Consider the following 14,517-nt stretch of genomic DNA (forward strand, 5'->3'; position numbering starts at 1 on the left):
TCCTTCGAAGAATTCAGGCAAAGAGTGCAACCGCACCGCTGACGGCGGCGGCAAGAAGCACGGTGTTGAAGAAATAGGAAAAGACGGCGTGCAGCAGGTTGCGCCGCCGCATCACCGAGCTGGTAATCGCGATATCACCGGTTTGCGCCGTCATGCCGATGCCGAAGGCAAAGCACAGGAAGTCATATCCGCCCGGTTGGGGCACGCCGGGAAAGTCGAGACCGCCCGCAACGCCGTCGCCGCCGGCCTGACGGTCGGGCCGCCAATACATATGGGCGTAATGGATTGCCGCCATCGTATGGATCGTCGCCCATCCGGCAACCACGGACCCGAAGGCGAGGATGAGTTTTGCAAGGCCCGCATCCGTCTTGTGATGGAGCACCACGAACAATGCGACGATCGCAACGACAACCGTCAGCAATGTGACGACGATAATGACCGGCGCCGGGGCATCGTCATTGGCCGCCCGCTTCTTGAGGTATTCGCCCGTCATGTCCGGCAAGTGGATGAAAACGACCACCAGATAGGTGATATAGAAAACAATATTCGGAATATCGATTCCGAGATGCGGGATCCAGATCGATGCGGGCGCGATCGACAGCAAAGCGGCAATTGCCGCCAGCGCAAACGGGCCATGGCGATGGTGCAGTGCCCGTTCGAACGACAGTTTCATATCCGCTTTTCCCGAATTTAGGATCCCAGACCGGGCTATCACGCCTTGGCGCGCCGGCAAAGCCGTTCCATGGTCTGCAGGAAGGCCGAACGGTCCTTCGGCGAAAAGGCGGCATTATAGCCCTTGCTCTCGCCGGTTTCGCGCAGGTGCTGGCCGAGATCGCGCATGGCGCGGGCCATGCCGATATTGGCTTCATCGAAAAGCCGGCCGGTGGGCCCGGTGACGAGCGCGCCAGCGGCAACACAGCGCTCGGCAAGCGGCACGTCGGCGGTGATCACGATATCCCCGGCAACGGCGCGCTCGGCGATCCAGTCATCGGCGGCATCGAAGGCGCCGGAGACGATGATATTGCGGATCATCGGATCGCGCGATGGTCTGAGCCCGGAATTGGCGACGAAGGTGACCGGCAGGCCGTGGCGCTCGGCAACCTTGATCACCTCGGTCTTAACCGGGCAGGCATCGGCGTCGACATAGATCATCCAGCGGCTTCCGTCTGGGTTCTGGCAGCATCGCGAAGCATGTCGATATGCGGGATGCCGTCCTCGAGATACTCTTTCGACACGGCCTCGAAGCCGAAGCCGGCGTAGAACCGCTCGAGATGGGCCTGGGCGGAAATCGCGATCGGCGTATCGGGCGCCAGTCTTTCGCAGGCGGCAATGGCTTCGCTCATCAGTCGCTCGCCGAGCTTTTGTCCCCGATGGGAGGGCGCGACGACGATGCGCCCGATGCGCGCCTGCCTGGCCGTTCCAGGGGCGAAGATGCGACCGTAAGCGACCGGCTTGCCGTCTTCCAGAAGGCGCAGGTGAAGCGCATCGGCGTCCTTGCCGTCGAGCTCGGGATAGGGGCAGTTCTGCTCCACCACGAAGACATCGACGCGCAATTTCAGCACGTCATAAAGTTCGCCCGCAGTGAGCGCGTCCATGCGGGCGATATCGACGGTGAGCGATGACATCAGTAGACGACGACCGAGCGGATGCTTTCGCCCTTGTGCATCATGTCGAAGCCCTTGTTGATGTCCTCGAGCTTCAGGAGGTGCGTGATCATCGGGTCGATCTCGATCTTGCCGTCCATGTACCAGTCGACGATCTTCGGCACGTCGGTGCGCCCGCGCGCGCCGCCGAAGGCCGTGCCCATCCAGGAGCGGCCCGTTACAAGCTGGAACGGCCGGGTGGAGATTTCCTGGCCGGCGCCGGCAACGCCGATGACGACCGACTTGCCCCAGCCGCGATGCGAGCATTCGAGCGCCTGGCGCATCACCGTGGTGTTGCCGGTGCAGTCGAAGGTGTAGTCGGCGCCGCCGATCGTGTCATTTCCACGCTTGGTCAGGTTGATCAGATAGGGGACGATGTCCTCGCCGATTTCCTTCGGATTGACGAAATGGGTCATGCCGAATCGCTCGCCCCATTCCTTCTTGTCATTGTTGAGGTCGACGCCGATGATCATGTCGGCGCCGGCAAGGCGCAGGCCCTGGATGACATTGAGGCCGATGCCGCCGAGACCGAAGACGACGGCGGTTGCGCCCACTTCCACCTTGGCCGTGTTGATCACAGCGCCGACGCCCGTCGTCACGCCGCAGCCGATGTAGCAGACCTTGTCGAAAGGCGCGTCGGGATTGATCTTGGCGACCGCGATCTCCGGAAGGACCGTGTAGTTCGCAAACGTCGAGCAGCCCATGTAGTGATGGATCGGCTTGCCGTTGAGCGAGAAGCGCGACGTGCCGTCCGGCATCAGGCCCTGGCCCTGTGTCGAGCGGATCGCGGTGCAGAGATTGGTCTTGCGCGACAAGCAGGACGGGCATTCGCGGCATTCCGGCGTATAGAGCGGGATGACATGATCGCCCTTCTTGACCGAGGTGACGCCGGGGCCGACATCGACGACGACGCCGGCGCCTTCATGACCGAGAATGGCCGGGAAGATGCCTTCCGGGTCCGCGCCGGAAAGCGTGAAGTCGTCCGTGTGGCAAAGGCCCGTCGCCTTCACCTCGATCAGAACTTCACCCGCCTTGGGGCCTTCAAGTTGAACGGTCATGACTTCGAGCGGCTTTCCAGCTTCGACTGCTACGGCTGCACGCACATCCATCGGTGTCTCTCCATATCGCCTTTGTTATCCGTCAATCTTTGGCATGGCCGCTCGCTGATCCGCAAGCACAAGTCTGCGTGATCGGCCATTTCTCTGTTCATCGCGCCCTGCTGTCGTGCAGACTGGCACTTTTGCCCGGTTTTGGCTATGAAGGGAGGCAAGAACCGGAAAATCCGGCACGCCCAACGGGATGGAAAGGCCGACAATGATGGAAGAGGAACTTTACGGCGACGATACGCTGGGGGGACGGCTGCTCGCCGCCCGCGAGCGCGCCGGATTAAGCCTGGCGGACCTCGCCGGTCGCCTGGGGGTGACGCGCGAGACGGTGAGAAACTGGGAGTGTGATCGCTCCGAGCCATCGCTGGAACGGCTCGTCAGGATCGCGGGCCATCTGAACGTTCGTCCGCTCTGGCTGATTTCCGGGGATGAGGAGAAGCTCCGTTCGACCAGCCGCCAGATCGGATTGAACCTCAAGGACGTCGTCATCGAGGTCAACCATGTCGGCCACGCGGGTCGCTATCCCGATGCGATCACGCGGCCGCGCCGTCCCGGACCGTTCGGCTTTACCGTAACCGGCGGACGAACGCTGCACTGAAGCCTCAAGGCTGGTCCGGCGCTGTCGCGCCGAAGACCTCCTCGAAGGCCTTCTTCAGACAGATGTCGACGTCTTCCATCGTCACCGTCAGGCCGAGATCGATGAGACTTGTGACGCCGTATCCGGAAATGCCGCAGGGCACAATGCCGCCGAAATGTTCGAGCTCGGGTTCGACATTGATCGACAGGCCGTGGAAGCTGACCCAGTGGCGCAACCTGATTCCGATCGCCGCGATCTTGTCTTCCGCGGGCGAACCATCGGGAAGGGGCGGGCGCTCCGGTCGTTTCACCCAGACGCCGACGCGGTCCTCGCGCCGCTCGCCGCGCACATTCATCATATCAAGTGTCTTGATGATGGTTTCCTCGATCGCCGCGACGAAAGCGCGGACGTCGCGCCGCCGTCGCTTCAGGTCGAGCATCAGATAGGCAACCCGCTGGCCGGGACCGTGATAGGTATATTCTCCGCCGCGTCCGGTCTCGTAGACGGGGAAGCGGTCGGCGATCAGAAGGTCGCTGGCATTGGCGCTGGTGCCGGCCGTATAGAGCGGCGGATGCTCGACCAGCCAGACAAGCTCGTCCGCCTCGCCGCGGGCGATCAGATCGACCTGCCTCTCCATTTCCGCAAGCGCTTGCGGGTAGGGGATAAGGCCGTCCGAGACGCGCCACCGGACCGGCGGCGCGCCGGCTTCGGCATGCATCAGAAAATCGATTTCGCGTCGTTCCATGGCTTAGTCCTTCGGCCTTCTCCTTGCAGATTTCGGACCCGGCGGCAAGGCGAAAGCGCGGAGGCAAACCGGCGGCCATCGGACGCCCAAAAGTTTCTCCCGCAGAAATGAAAAAAAACGGTCACAGACGCTTGTGCGCTGAGAAGGCTTTTGCTACATGCAGCGGCGCCGGCACAAACCGGCCCTACCACGATGCGGTCGTGGCGGAATTGGTAGACGCGCAGCGTTGAGGTCGCTGTGGGGCAACCCGTGGAAGTTCGAGTCTTCTCGACCGCACCAAAAAACAAGCCTGTTAGGCTTGTTTAAGTCTATGTTTTCTTTCACCAAATAATCCTAGCTGTCTGTTGTGATTGCAATAAGCGCTCTTTCTGTGTAACAAAAACTGTATCAAAACGTGACACAGGGTGCCGAAATGGCGGTCAGGAAGGGTGAGGATCCGGACAGGTATTTGCACTTGCGCGCGGGCATTTATGCCTATGTGCGCCGGGTGCCAAAACGGCTTGTCGGGCTTGATGATCGTGCACCTGCCGTGCGCATCTCGCTGGGCACGAGAGACCTTTCCGAAGCCCGTGCGAAGCGGGATATCCACGAAGAAGCTGACAATGCGCTGTGGGCCTCGATGCTGGCCGGCGGCGATAGCGCCCAGGCTGATGCCCGCTACAAGGCTGCGGTGGCGCGCGCCCATGCATTGGGCTTTTCCTATCGCACCACTGCCGAGATCCTCGCGAGCGAGTCGGGCGCGATGATATATGAGCGGCTGATGACGCTTTCGAAGCTGCCGGTCGGTGGGCTGGAGGCTGCTGCTGTGGCAGGCCTTGAAAAGCACCCGCGCGTGCGCATCTCCGAAGCCTTCACCGTTTATACCGAGGAGATCGCCGCGCCGGAACTGACCGGCAAGAGCGACTTCCAGAAGTTCTCCTGGCTGAAGGTGAAGCGCCGCGCGCTCAACAACTTCATCGCCGTAGTTGGCGACAAATATATCGACGAGATCAGCCGGCAGGATGCGACGGCCTTTTATAATTACTGGCTGGCCCGGATTGCGCCAAAAACAGGCAAGGCCACGCACACAGCCTCATCGGGCAATCGCGATATCGGCAACCTGCGCAAGCTGCTTTCCGAATACCACCGCTATCGCGGCATCGACGATGTGAAGAACCCCTTTGCCGGGCTTTCCTTTTCGCAGAAGGTGAAGACATCGCGTCCGCCTTTTCCGACAGACTGGATCATCAGGCGGATCCTCGCGCCCGGCGCTCTTTCCGGGCTCAATGACCAGGCACGCGCGATCGTGCTCACGCTGATCGAGACCGGCGCGCGGCCGTCGGAGATCTGTAATCTGACAGCCGAAATGATTCGGCTGAATGACGACGTCGCCCATATCCTGATCGAGCCGCGATCCGATCCTGACGATCGGCGCGAGATAAAGACGGCATCATCGATCCGCGCCGTGCCGCTGGTTGGCGTTGCGCTTGCGGCCATGCAGCAGCACCCGCAGGGCTTCCCGCGTTACAAGAACAAGGAATACGGGCTTTCCGCCGCGCTGAACAAGTATTTCAGGGAGCACAAGCTGTTTCCCTCGTCGCGCCACAAGATCTATTCGTTCCGTCATTCCTTCGAGGACCGGATGAAAGAGGCGGGGATCGATACGGAACTCAGGATGATGATCATGGGCCACGCAATCGACCGACCGCAATATGGTTCGGGCGGGTCTCTGGCCTGGAAGAAGGCGGCTCTAAAAACGGTAGAGCTCTTCCCATTCTGTGCTAATTCTTAGTTGGATCGCGTCGGTATGCAACCACAGGAAATCTTATGGCTTTCGTGAAGATCAGTACAATTGCGGCAGCAATAATAACAGCATGTGCTGGAATTGTAACGGTTTTGGCTTTTGTATCCGTAAAACCCCTCGAAAAAATGTCTATAGTCGTTTCTGATATCACAAGTGACGGAGATACAAAATGTTACTTTGGTGTAGCCATCCGTAGATGGAAGCGATGCTAAGGTCGAAGATATTCCAAGATTAATTGGTAGTGTTGTTTACATGAATTTTTTGGCCTTAACTGAGGTTAGAAGGTCAACTACCGATGAAGTATTTTTTGATTCGACGTTTGGTCGTTGTCATCTCGGAGTGCAAAATCGCACTGAATGGGAGCGTATGACCGGTGAGTTAGCATCGGACGAGCTTTCTGACTACTTTGATATTTCCACTAGCGGAAGGATATATTTGGAGTGGGAAGATTCATTTGTAGACGGGACAATAAATTTCATAATTCCGAACAATTCGAGCGAGTTCATTACAATAAATAGTTGCGAGGGCCACTGCTTTAGGCTTGTTGGTCCTGTCCGGCTTCGTATGCTTTATAACGAAGAGGGGTATGTTGGAGTACAGCTTTCACCGGTAAACATTTACCAGAATGCTGATTTGAACGCTCGATATGATTGTAGGATGAGAGTCAACGATTCTGACTTCGGGTTTCTTTCTTCGCTATTTTGCGCGCTTTAATGAGATGTGTTGATCTTTGAAAAATCCAAACTATATCGCCCAATTTTCGTCGCCTTTCCGATGTTTGAGTTTACTTGTAGCAAGAATAGTAAAGTTATATTATTCTATTCTGTTTTCACAGCCGCATTCACTATCCGGCGTCTGTTTGTCCACCCACCCGTGAGACGTGACGCTGCGCTATCCGTTCCCGTGCGGCCTCGAAGATGGACCGGTTCTGCCGACGCTTTTCCAGTTGGCCTTCCATCCAGGCATAAAGATCGAGCAGCGGCACGGCCTTGTCGCCGCGCGCGACGATTTCTTCGGCAAGCCGGTCGAGCGCCTTCTCGATCTCGGCGACCGAAACATATAGCGGAATGTCAGAGGGCTGGCCGCTCATCGTCTGCGCCTCCAGTCATCGAAGTCCTTCACCATCTTGCGCCAGCGGACGGCGGCTTCGGCGTCTTCGTTCAGTTGCTTTCGGCTTGTCAGCGCGAGTACGGATTTCACGCGGGTGGCGGTCTTTTTGTTGTCGGTCGGCAGGTTCAGGTCATGGCGCTCGGCCATGAAGCGCTGAAAGGTGGTTTCCGCGCATTTCATGGCGCATTCGGCGGCATAGTTCTTTGCCGGTCTGCCGCCCTTGTTTTCGATCGCCTGGCGCAGGCGCTGGCATTCGGCGCGCTCGGTCGGCCGGTTCGGCCATGGGCTCGGCATGCAGCTTACCGAATGGCCTTCTCTGATCGAGCACGACGAGAGCCTTCTGGAGGAAAACATGGTGCTGACGTTGGAGCCCGGCATCGAGACAGGCGGCGGCAACATGCTCGTTCACGAGGAAAATATCGTCGTGACCGCTACGGGCGCGCGGGCACTGACGAAATTCGCCGCACCGGCGCTGACGGTGGTTTGAACGATGGCGACATTTACCTACCGCCTCGACGACAAACACAGCCTGAGGGCCCGGCTTGGCCTCATCGTCTTGCAGTCGGACGAGACGATTGAGGGCGAGTTCCGACGGATGTTGCCATCGGAAGGCGTTGCGCTCTACATCACCCGCGTTGAAAGCGATCCGGAAGTCCGCGCCGACACGCTTGCCAGAATGACCGACCGGATCGAGGGCGCGGCGCGCCTGCTTCCCCGGCCGCTCACCTATGACGCCGTCGGCTATGCCTGCACCTCAGGCACGTCGGTCATCGGCGCGCGGAAGGTCTCGGCTCAGATCAATGCCGGTTGCGCGACAAGGGCGGACAGCCAGCCGATAGCAGCGCTTCTCGCCGCCGCCAGAGCGTTGGGGCTCGACCGGATTGCGTTTCTCTCTCCCTATCTCGAAGACGTCTCAGGGCGCATCCGGCAGATCCTTGGAGAAGGCGGGCTGGCAAGCCCTGTCTTTGGCACGTTCAACGAGAGGCGCGAGGAAAATGTGGCCTGGATCAGCCCGTCCTCCATCCGCGATGCGGCGGTGGAGCTCGCCGACCGGAGCGGCGTTGACGGCATTTTCCTGTCCTGCACCAATCTGAGAACGCTAGATGTGATCGCTCCGATCGAGGCCGAGACCGGTTTGCCGGTCCTTTCCAGCAATCAGGTCCTTTTCTGGCACATGATGCGTCTTGCAGGGCTTGAAGACAGAATGGCTGGCTTCGGGCGTCTGCTCGAAGAGGCATGAAAGGCGGCGTCTTTCTTTGCCGCGCGGTGCGTGAGGCAGGTCTCAGGATCTGCTGCCCGCCCGCCTGACATGAAGTTCGACATCGCGCGGCACACCATCGTCGCCATTGATGACAATCAGATCCTGCGGACAGGCTGAGACGGCGAAATAGCAGTCGATCTCCGCTCTCAGGCGCACATATTGGCCGGGCCTGGTGGTGCTCGGCATATCCTTGAGGTCATTGCTGTTTTCAACGATCGTCTCCATGAACAGGTTCCAGGGAGTCGGCACGCGGTGGAACGGTACGCCGAGTTCTTCGAACTGACCCTTCAGATTGTCGCTGCAGTTGTCGTGATAGCCTTCGTGGCCGTAGAAGATGTTATAGCTCGGTTCGCAACAGGCGGGGCAGAGGGTGTCGTGAATACCCGGTGAGGTATCCTCGACGAAGGTCATGATGGTTCGCCAGTTGTCTGTGCAAAGCGCGTCGCCCGGCCGGAAATTCAGCCGGTAATGCAGAACATGGCTATGCTCCATCGACATGTATTCCGCCGGGTTGTCGCGGGCAAAGGCCCATGTGTCGACCACCTGGCCGCCATGGACATTGACTATGTCGACGAGGTCGCCGGCGTCAAGCGCGATCATGCGGCCCCGGCGGGCGGGTACTTTTGTGATTTCCATCGTCTCGGTCATCATTCCGTCTCAGTAGTCAAATTCGTGGGTCCAGGAACGCTCGAAAACGGCGCGACCAGCCTCGCGCGCGGCGAAGCGCGAAACCAGCACAAGCCTGCCGTTTTGGCGATAGACCTGCGTGTCCGTCTCGATCGAAACCTGCCAGCTATCGCGCTCATAGGTCTGGGAAAACTGGAAGCCGGCGCGCGCCGATTGGCCATCGTGAGGGAGAATTGAATAGTCGTGATCGTACCGTCCGGTAATAGAAAGACCGTCGATCTTCCAAGTCGAGGGCGTATCCTTCGAGAAAAGCTGTGCTCGGCCCGTGGCCTGATCTGATATCATGTAGCGCCTGTATTCGGGAGCGCGGATCGTGGTGGAGGGAACGGGCATCGCGTGCAACGCCTCGCCGAAATCGGGTTGGTCATGGCTGGCATTCTCCGGCATTCCGGGCAGGCGCAATGTCAGGTTCTTCGTCTCGATGCGAATGGCATTGTCGGCGGCCTCCGGCCAGATCATCGGCCAGTAGCTTGTCGAAAGCGCGAGCCGTAATCTGCTTCCGGGCGAAAAGCGGTGTGCGACGGCGTTGACCGGGATGGCGACCTCGAAGACTTCGTCCGCTGCGATGCCGTCCGGACGTTCGAGACGCCTTGCCGTGAAGGTTACCCGCGCCGAGGTGCCATCTGCCTTGACCTCGTTGAGGCGAACGACCAGCAATGCCCGCGTTCCAGCAAAGGACAGGCGCAGTTTCAGGTCAGGGTGGCCAACCAGCTCGAGCGGCTCTTCAAGCGGACGGGTATCGAAGCAGAGCGACAAACCGTCGTCGGCGCGCTGATCGGCGGCGAATTCGGGACCGTTGCCGCCTGCGTCGAGAGGGCACCACTCGCCGCCGCCAGCGCCAAGCGTCAGCGGGCTTTCGAGAGTGAGCGCATCGCCGGTCGCGCCGCGGACTTTGGAAAGGTTCCGATCATCGACAAAATACTTGGTTTCCGGCGCCTGGGGCGGCCATGTATCGAGACCGAGCCATCGGCCGCCGATTTCGGGCGATGCCGCATCGGGCTTCGGGTCTTCGCCCTGCCAGAGCCGCAGCATGGGCTCATCCATGATGCCGGTGTCCTCGTCCAGAAGCCAGTGGCGCCACCAGCGCATGCATTCCTGCAGGAAGCCGATCTGCGGGCCGGGCTGCCCCCATGTCGGGTACATGTGTGTCCAGGGGCCGATGAGTCCCTTGCGCGGAACGCTCAGGTTTTCCATCAGCCGCAGGATCGGGTCGGAGTAACCGTCAACCCAACCGCCGACAGCATAAACCGCGCATTCGATGTCGCTGTAATTTTCGCAGACGGAACCGTGCTTCCAGAAATCGTCCCGCTCCATATGCGACAGCCAGCCGGCGAGCGGCGGCTCGAGATTGTCCAGCCGGTGCATCCAGATGTCGCGCCAGTTCTGGCCGGCATGTCTTGGATCGGGCGGGCGGCCCAACTGGGTAAACAGACCGGCGCCCCATTGCATGCCGTCTGTGAGCAGCGCGCCGCCCATGAAATGCACGTCGTCGCTGTAGCGGTCATCGGTCGAGCAGGCGGTGACGATGGCCTTCAGGGCCGGCGGACGGCGGGCGGCGATCTGCAGGCCCGCAAACCCGCCCCACGAAATGCCGATCATGCCGACATTGCCGTTGCACCAGTCCTGGCCGGCAAGCCACGCGATGACCTCGAGCGCGTCATCCTGTTCCTGTTTCAGATATTCGTCGCGCAGAAGGCCTTCTGAATTGCCCGAGCCGCGAATGTCGACGCGGCATGCGGCGATGCCGCATTCGGCGAAATAACCGTGCATCATGCTGTCGGCGAGCGCCGTGCCATCGGACTGGCGATAGGGTATCCATTCGAGAACGACCGGGACTTTCGATGCAACTGGCTTTTCCGGCAGCCAGAGACGCGCGGTCAGCCTTGTGCCATCGGAGAGCGGAACGACGATCTGGCGAAACGGCGCCGGTTGGCTGCCGGTCACGCGCACTGAGAAATTCTGCAAGAGACAGCTCCCGTCTTGCTGCAGGAGAAAACAGGCGGAGGAGGGGCGGGCCGGTCAACGCCCGCCCCTCCGGTATTGGTCAGGAAGCCTTGAAGTCGCGGAGGAAGGCGATCTGCGCATCCGGCTTGAAGGCAGGTTCGATGCCGGGCTTGGTCACCCAGGCGTTGACGCCATGATAGAGGAAGATATAGGCGCCGGTTTCCTCCAACTTGTCCTGCAGCTCGACATACATCTGCTCGCGCTTTGCCGAGTCGGTTTCCTTGACTGCGGCGGCGTTCTTCGCATCCCATTCGGGCGAGCAGGTGCGCTGGAAGTTCCAGACGCCGACCTGGTCGCAGGTAAACCATTCCGTCACCCAGCTCGGGTCGGGCGTTGTGGTGAAGGGTTCGATGATCAGGTCGATGTTCTGGTATCCGCCGCCTTCATTGTCCTGCGCCTCGGCGATCATCGTGGCGCTGTCCATCTGGCGGATAGACAGGTTGATGCCGACCTGGGCGAGTTGCGCCTGCAGCACCTGCGCCACGATCATGATGTCGGGGTCCGTGCCGAAGGTGAGGGACAGGTCGAGCCCCTCCGCGCCGGCCTCCTGAAGAAGGGACCGGGCTTTTTCCGGATCATAGCCATAGAGCACCTTGTCGCGGGCGCCGAGTAGCGGCGGCGGAACCAGGCCATAGGCGGGGTCGACAGCGCCGCCGAAGGTTGCATCCACGATTTCCTGAACATTGACGGCATGCTGGATCGCGCGGCGTACCTTGACATCGGCAAGCTTCGGGTTTTCGACATTCATGCCGATCCACGCATAGCCGAGTGCGGGCTTGACGGTCAGCGTGTTGTCTGTGCCCTCATAGGCCTGGATCGAGTTGACGGCGATCTGGGTGCAATCGAGATCGCCAGCCGCAAACGCCGTTTCGGCAGAGGTCACGTCGGCGATCGGATAAAGCTGGATCTCGTCGTAATAGGGCTTGGGACCGACCCAGCCGGGATTGCGCGTCAGCCGGATGATCTCGCGCGGACGCCATTCGGCGAGCTGATAGGGGCCGGAGCAGGCCAGCGGATCGGCGGCGATATCCGCCTCTCCCGAGGCCTCGACCGCCTTCTTCGAGATGATCAGGCCGGAGGCGTTTGGCAGCGTGGACGTGAACAGCGGAGCAAAAGGCTCCTTCAGGCGGATGGTGCCGGTATATTTGCCCGTGACCTCGACTTCGTCGAGCGCGGCCCAGTCGGAGGCGTAGACGGCATTGACTGCCGGATCGGCGAAGCGCTCGTAGGAGAACTTCACGTCGTTGGCCGTCATTTCGCCGAAACCATTGGTGAACTGGATACCGGGGCGTAGTTCGAACTTGATGTTCATCGGGTCGCTGTCGTCGAGAACAGTCGCTGCATCGAGTTCCCAATCCCAGTTGTCGCCGGCGCCATAGCGCACGAGGCCGGCGAAAATCGCAAACATGACGGTTTCGTCGTACCAGCCGCCGCGGCTCGCCGGGTCGAGGCGCTCCATGTCGCCGTCGTTACGGATCTTGAGAACCTTGTTCTCCTGCGCGAAAGCGGCGCCCTTTCCGGCAAGATTGGCAACGGCAAGCGCAAGTCCGCCTGCGCCCAGTCTCTGCATCGCCTGGCGTCGGGTGATCTTGAATTCATTCATGTTCAGGGTTTCCTTCGTTTGGCTTCGAGGTGGGTTGATGACGTGTTTGGTGGACGCCGGTTTGGGGAAGGGAACCGGCAAAATGACAGGTCGCGAGATGTTCCCTGCCGATGCGCCGTGCCGGGGGAGGCTTGTCGGCGCAGATCGCGCGGGCGATCGGACAGCGCGTGCGAAACTCGCAACCTGCCGGACGTTGCTTCAGGCTCGGTACCTCGCCGGAAATCAGTTGGTCGACATCGACCGTTTCCTTGGCCGCCAGCAGCGCGCGCGTATAGGGATGCGCGGGGTCATGAAAGACCTGCTCTGACGGTCCTTCCTCGACGATGCGCCCGAGATACATGATGGCGATCCGGTCCGTGACATGGCGCGCGACCGCGAGATTGTGGGTGATCAGAAGGAATGAGACATTAAGTCTTCGCTGCAGATCATTGAGAAGATTTAATAATTCCCCCTGAACCGAAAGGTCGAGGCCGGCAGTTGGCTCATCGGCAACGACCAGCTCCGGCTCGAGTGCCAGCGCGCGGGCGACGGTGACGCGGCGCGCCTGGCCGCCGGAAATCTCATGCGGGTAGCGGTCGGCGAAATCGGGCGAGAGGCCGACAAGCCCCAAGAGTTCAATGGCTTTTTCCCTGCGATCGCCCTTGAGCATATGGTGCACGACAAGCGGCTCGGTGACGGATTGGCCAAGCCGCATGCGCGGATCGAGCGAAGCAACGGCATCCTGAAACATGAAAGCCGTCTTGCGCCGCATGCCCGGCCACAGCTTGTCGGTCTGCGATGTGACCGTGTCCCGGTCCAGACGGACCTGCCCGGCGGAAATCGGTGCCAGGCCCATGACGGCGCGGCCGAGCGTGGTTTTTCCGCTGCCGCTTTCACCTATGAGACCGACAGTCTTCCCGCGCTCGATCGTGAGCGATGTGTTCGGCAAAACCGTAACGAAACGGTCTGCTCCGCGGATCCGCTCAAACAGGGTGGCCGATGGATAGCGAACCTCGAGGTCGTTGATTTCGAGCAGATTGTCTTTCTTGGTCATACGGTCACCAGATGGCAGGCGCTTTTCCAGCTCTCCCCGCAGGCGGCAAGGGCTGGCCGCTCGGTGGTGCAGGGGCCGAAGGCCGCGGGGCAGCGGGGTGAAAATGTGCAGCCCGAGCGCGGTTCGTTCGGCCGGGGCACCGTGCCGGGGATGGTCGGAAGCGTTCGGGTCGGCTCGCTGATGCGGGCCGGATCGCATTCGAGCAGCGCCTTGGTGTAGGGGTGCTGTGGATTGGACAGGACCTCGGCGACGGGGCCGGTCTCCAGCAGTTCGCCCGCATAGAGAACGGCCACCCGGTCGCAAACGCGTGACACGACGCTGATGTCGTGGGTGATGAAAATCGTCGAACCGGTCAATTCGGCCTTGGCTTCGCGCATGATCGCAAGGATTTGCGCCTCGGTCGTCGCGTCGAGCGCGGTTGTCGGTTCATCGGCGATCAGCAGGCGCGGCTCGGCGAGCAGCGCCGCGCCGATGGCAACGCGCTGGCGACTGCCGCCGGAAAGCTGATGGGGAAACTGGCGCATGCGGGTTTCGGGATCGGAAAGCCCGACCTTTTCGAGCATTTCGGTCGCGCGCTTCCAGCGCTCCGCCCTGGTAAGCTCCTTGTGCCAGTGCTGGAACGCCACCATCTGGCTGCCGATCCGCAGCACAGGGTTAAGCGCGGTGAACGGATCCTGCGCGATCGTCGCGATGGCGGAGCCGCGCAGACGCCTAAGCTCCGGCTCTGCAAGCGCCGTCATCTCGCGGTCTTCGAAATGAACGGAGCCCTCGATCCGTGCCCCGGCGGGCAGGAGACCCAGCATGGCGGCGGCAAGGCTCGACTTGCCGGAACCGCTCTCGCCGACGAGTCCCAGCGTTTCGCCCGGGGCGACGTCGAGCGAGACGTTGCGCACGGCGCGCACATCGGCCCGCTCGCCGGGATAGACGATGCTGACGTCCTTCAAGGAAAGCAATGGTTTCATCGG

Annotated in this window: 16 protein-coding genes and 1 tRNA gene; 5 read left to right on the forward strand and 12 right to left on the reverse strand. The window is 60.8% G+C overall.

The annotated features are described in order from the left end of the window. Positions 1–13: 13 nt before the first annotated feature. Genes GGR30_RS01515 through GGR30_RS01530 form a run of 4 tightly spaced genes read right to left on the reverse strand, consistent with a single transcriptional unit; the run spans position 14 to position 2,752 of the window. Complete coding sequence (locus tag GGR30_RS01515) at positions 14–673, reverse strand: DUF1345 domain-containing protein (RefSeq protein ID WP_183481589.1); 660 nt, start codon at positions 671–673, stop codon at positions 14–16. 38 nt (positions 674–711) lie between these two features. Then, a complete protein-coding gene (locus GGR30_RS01520; protein ID WP_183481591.1) occupies positions 712–1,152 on the reverse strand; it encodes a YaiI/YqxD family protein in 441 nt (146 codons plus the stop codon). After that, positions 1,149–1,625: a GNAT family N-acetyltransferase gene (locus tag GGR30_RS01525; protein WP_183481594.1), complete on the reverse strand. Its 477-nt coding sequence runs from the start codon at positions 1,623–1,625 to the stop codon at positions 1,149–1,151. Before GGR30_RS01525 ends, GGR30_RS01520 begins: the two co-directional genes overlap by 4 nt. After that, positions 1,625–2,752 carry an S-(hydroxymethyl)glutathione dehydrogenase/class III alcohol dehydrogenase gene (locus GGR30_RS01530; RefSeq protein WP_183481596.1) on the reverse strand — a complete coding sequence of 376 codons (1,128 nt, stop codon included), beginning with the start codon at positions 2,750–2,752 and terminating at the stop codon, positions 1,625–1,627. Before GGR30_RS01530 ends, GGR30_RS01525 begins: the two co-directional genes overlap by 1 nt. A 205-nt stretch (positions 2,753–2,957) precedes the next feature. Here GGR30_RS01530 and GGR30_RS01535 point away from each other — a divergent pair, with 205 nt between their 5' ends. After that, positions 2,958–3,347, forward strand: coding sequence for a helix-turn-helix domain-containing protein (locus GGR30_RS01535; protein WP_246413488.1), 390 nt, complete (start codon positions 2,958–2,960; stop codon positions 3,345–3,347). Positions 3,348–3,351: 4 nt separating this feature from the next. Here GGR30_RS01535 and lipB read toward each other — a convergent pair whose 3' ends face one another. Then, on the reverse strand, positions 3,352–4,071 hold the full coding sequence (gene lipB / locus GGR30_RS01540) for a lipoyl(octanoyl) transferase LipB (RefSeq protein ID WP_183481600.1): 720 nt from the start codon (positions 4,069–4,071) through the stop codon (positions 3,352–3,354). A gap of 194 nt (positions 4,072–4,265) precedes the next feature. On the opposite strand from lipB, the gene GGR30_RS01545 reads away from it, so the two are divergent. Continuing rightward, positions 4,266–4,350 (forward strand) — tRNA-Leu (locus GGR30_RS01545). A gap of 175 nt (positions 4,351–4,525) precedes the next feature. Further along, on the forward strand, positions 4,526–5,842 hold the full coding sequence (locus GGR30_RS01550; RefSeq protein ID WP_246413490.1) for a tyrosine-type recombinase/integrase: 1,317 nt from the start codon (positions 4,526–4,528) through the stop codon (positions 5,840–5,842). Positions 5,843–6,698: 856 nt separating this feature from the next. On the opposite strand, the gene GGR30_RS01555 is transcribed toward GGR30_RS01550, so the two are convergent. Continuing rightward, positions 6,699–6,944, reverse strand: coding sequence for a hypothetical protein (locus tag GGR30_RS01555; protein WP_183481606.1), 246 nt, complete (start codon positions 6,942–6,944; stop codon positions 6,699–6,701). Then, positions 6,941–7,258, reverse strand: a complete 318-nt coding sequence (locus GGR30_RS01560; protein ID WP_183481609.1) for a hypothetical protein — start codon at positions 7,256–7,258, stop codon at positions 6,941–6,943. Before GGR30_RS01560 ends, GGR30_RS01555 begins: the two co-directional genes overlap by 4 nt. Here GGR30_RS01560 and GGR30_RS01565 point away from each other — a divergent pair. Further along, positions 7,257–7,451: a M24 family metallopeptidase gene (locus tag GGR30_RS01565; RefSeq protein WP_183481611.1), complete on the forward strand. Its 195-nt coding sequence runs from the start codon at positions 7,257–7,259 to the stop codon at positions 7,449–7,451. The two genes, GGR30_RS01560 and GGR30_RS01565, sit on opposite strands and share 2 nt — an antisense overlap. Positions 7,452–7,454: 3 nt before the next feature. After that, positions 7,455–8,204: a maleate cis-trans isomerase family protein gene (locus GGR30_RS01570; protein ID WP_183481614.1), complete on the forward strand. Its 750-nt coding sequence runs from the start codon at positions 7,455–7,457 to the stop codon at positions 8,202–8,204. A 42-nt stretch (positions 8,205–8,246) separates the two neighbouring features. Here the strand turns inward: GGR30_RS01570 and GGR30_RS01575 are convergent, their stop codons facing one another. From GGR30_RS01575 to GGR30_RS01595, 5 genes are all read right to left on the reverse strand, one after another. Then, positions 8,247–8,876: a DUF1989 domain-containing protein gene (locus GGR30_RS01575; protein ID WP_246413492.1), complete on the reverse strand. Its 630-nt coding sequence runs from the start codon at positions 8,874–8,876 to the stop codon at positions 8,247–8,249. A 6-nt stretch (positions 8,877–8,882) separates the two neighbouring features. Beyond that, positions 8,883–10,877 (reverse strand): CocE/NonD family hydrolase, encoded by a 1,995-nt coding sequence (locus tag GGR30_RS01580; RefSeq protein WP_183481618.1) that lies wholly within the window; start codon positions 10,875–10,877, stop codon positions 8,883–8,885. A 79-nt stretch (positions 10,878–10,956) separates the two neighbouring features. Then, the gene (locus GGR30_RS01585) at positions 10,957–12,519 is read right to left on the reverse strand and encodes an ABC transporter substrate-binding protein (RefSeq protein WP_183481621.1); all 1,563 of its coding nucleotides are present in this window, start codon (positions 12,517–12,519) and stop codon (positions 10,957–10,959) included. Beyond that, positions 12,512–13,552: an ABC transporter ATP-binding protein gene (locus GGR30_RS01590; protein ID WP_183481624.1), complete on the reverse strand. Its 1,041-nt coding sequence runs from the start codon at positions 13,550–13,552 to the stop codon at positions 12,512–12,514. The genes GGR30_RS01585 and GGR30_RS01590 overlap by 8 nt, the downstream gene beginning before the upstream one ends. Continuing rightward, entirely contained in the window at positions 13,549–14,514 is a 966-nt protein-coding gene (locus tag GGR30_RS01595; RefSeq protein WP_183481629.1) for an ABC transporter ATP-binding protein, read from the reverse strand. The genes GGR30_RS01590 and GGR30_RS01595 overlap by 4 nt, the downstream gene beginning before the upstream one ends. Positions 14,515–14,517 lie beyond the last annotated feature (3 nt).

Origin of the sequence: Martelella radicis (genome assembly GCF_014196625.1) — a bacterium.
Lineage (GTDB): Bacteria > Pseudomonadota > Alphaproteobacteria > Rhizobiales > Rhizobiaceae > Martelella > Martelella radicis.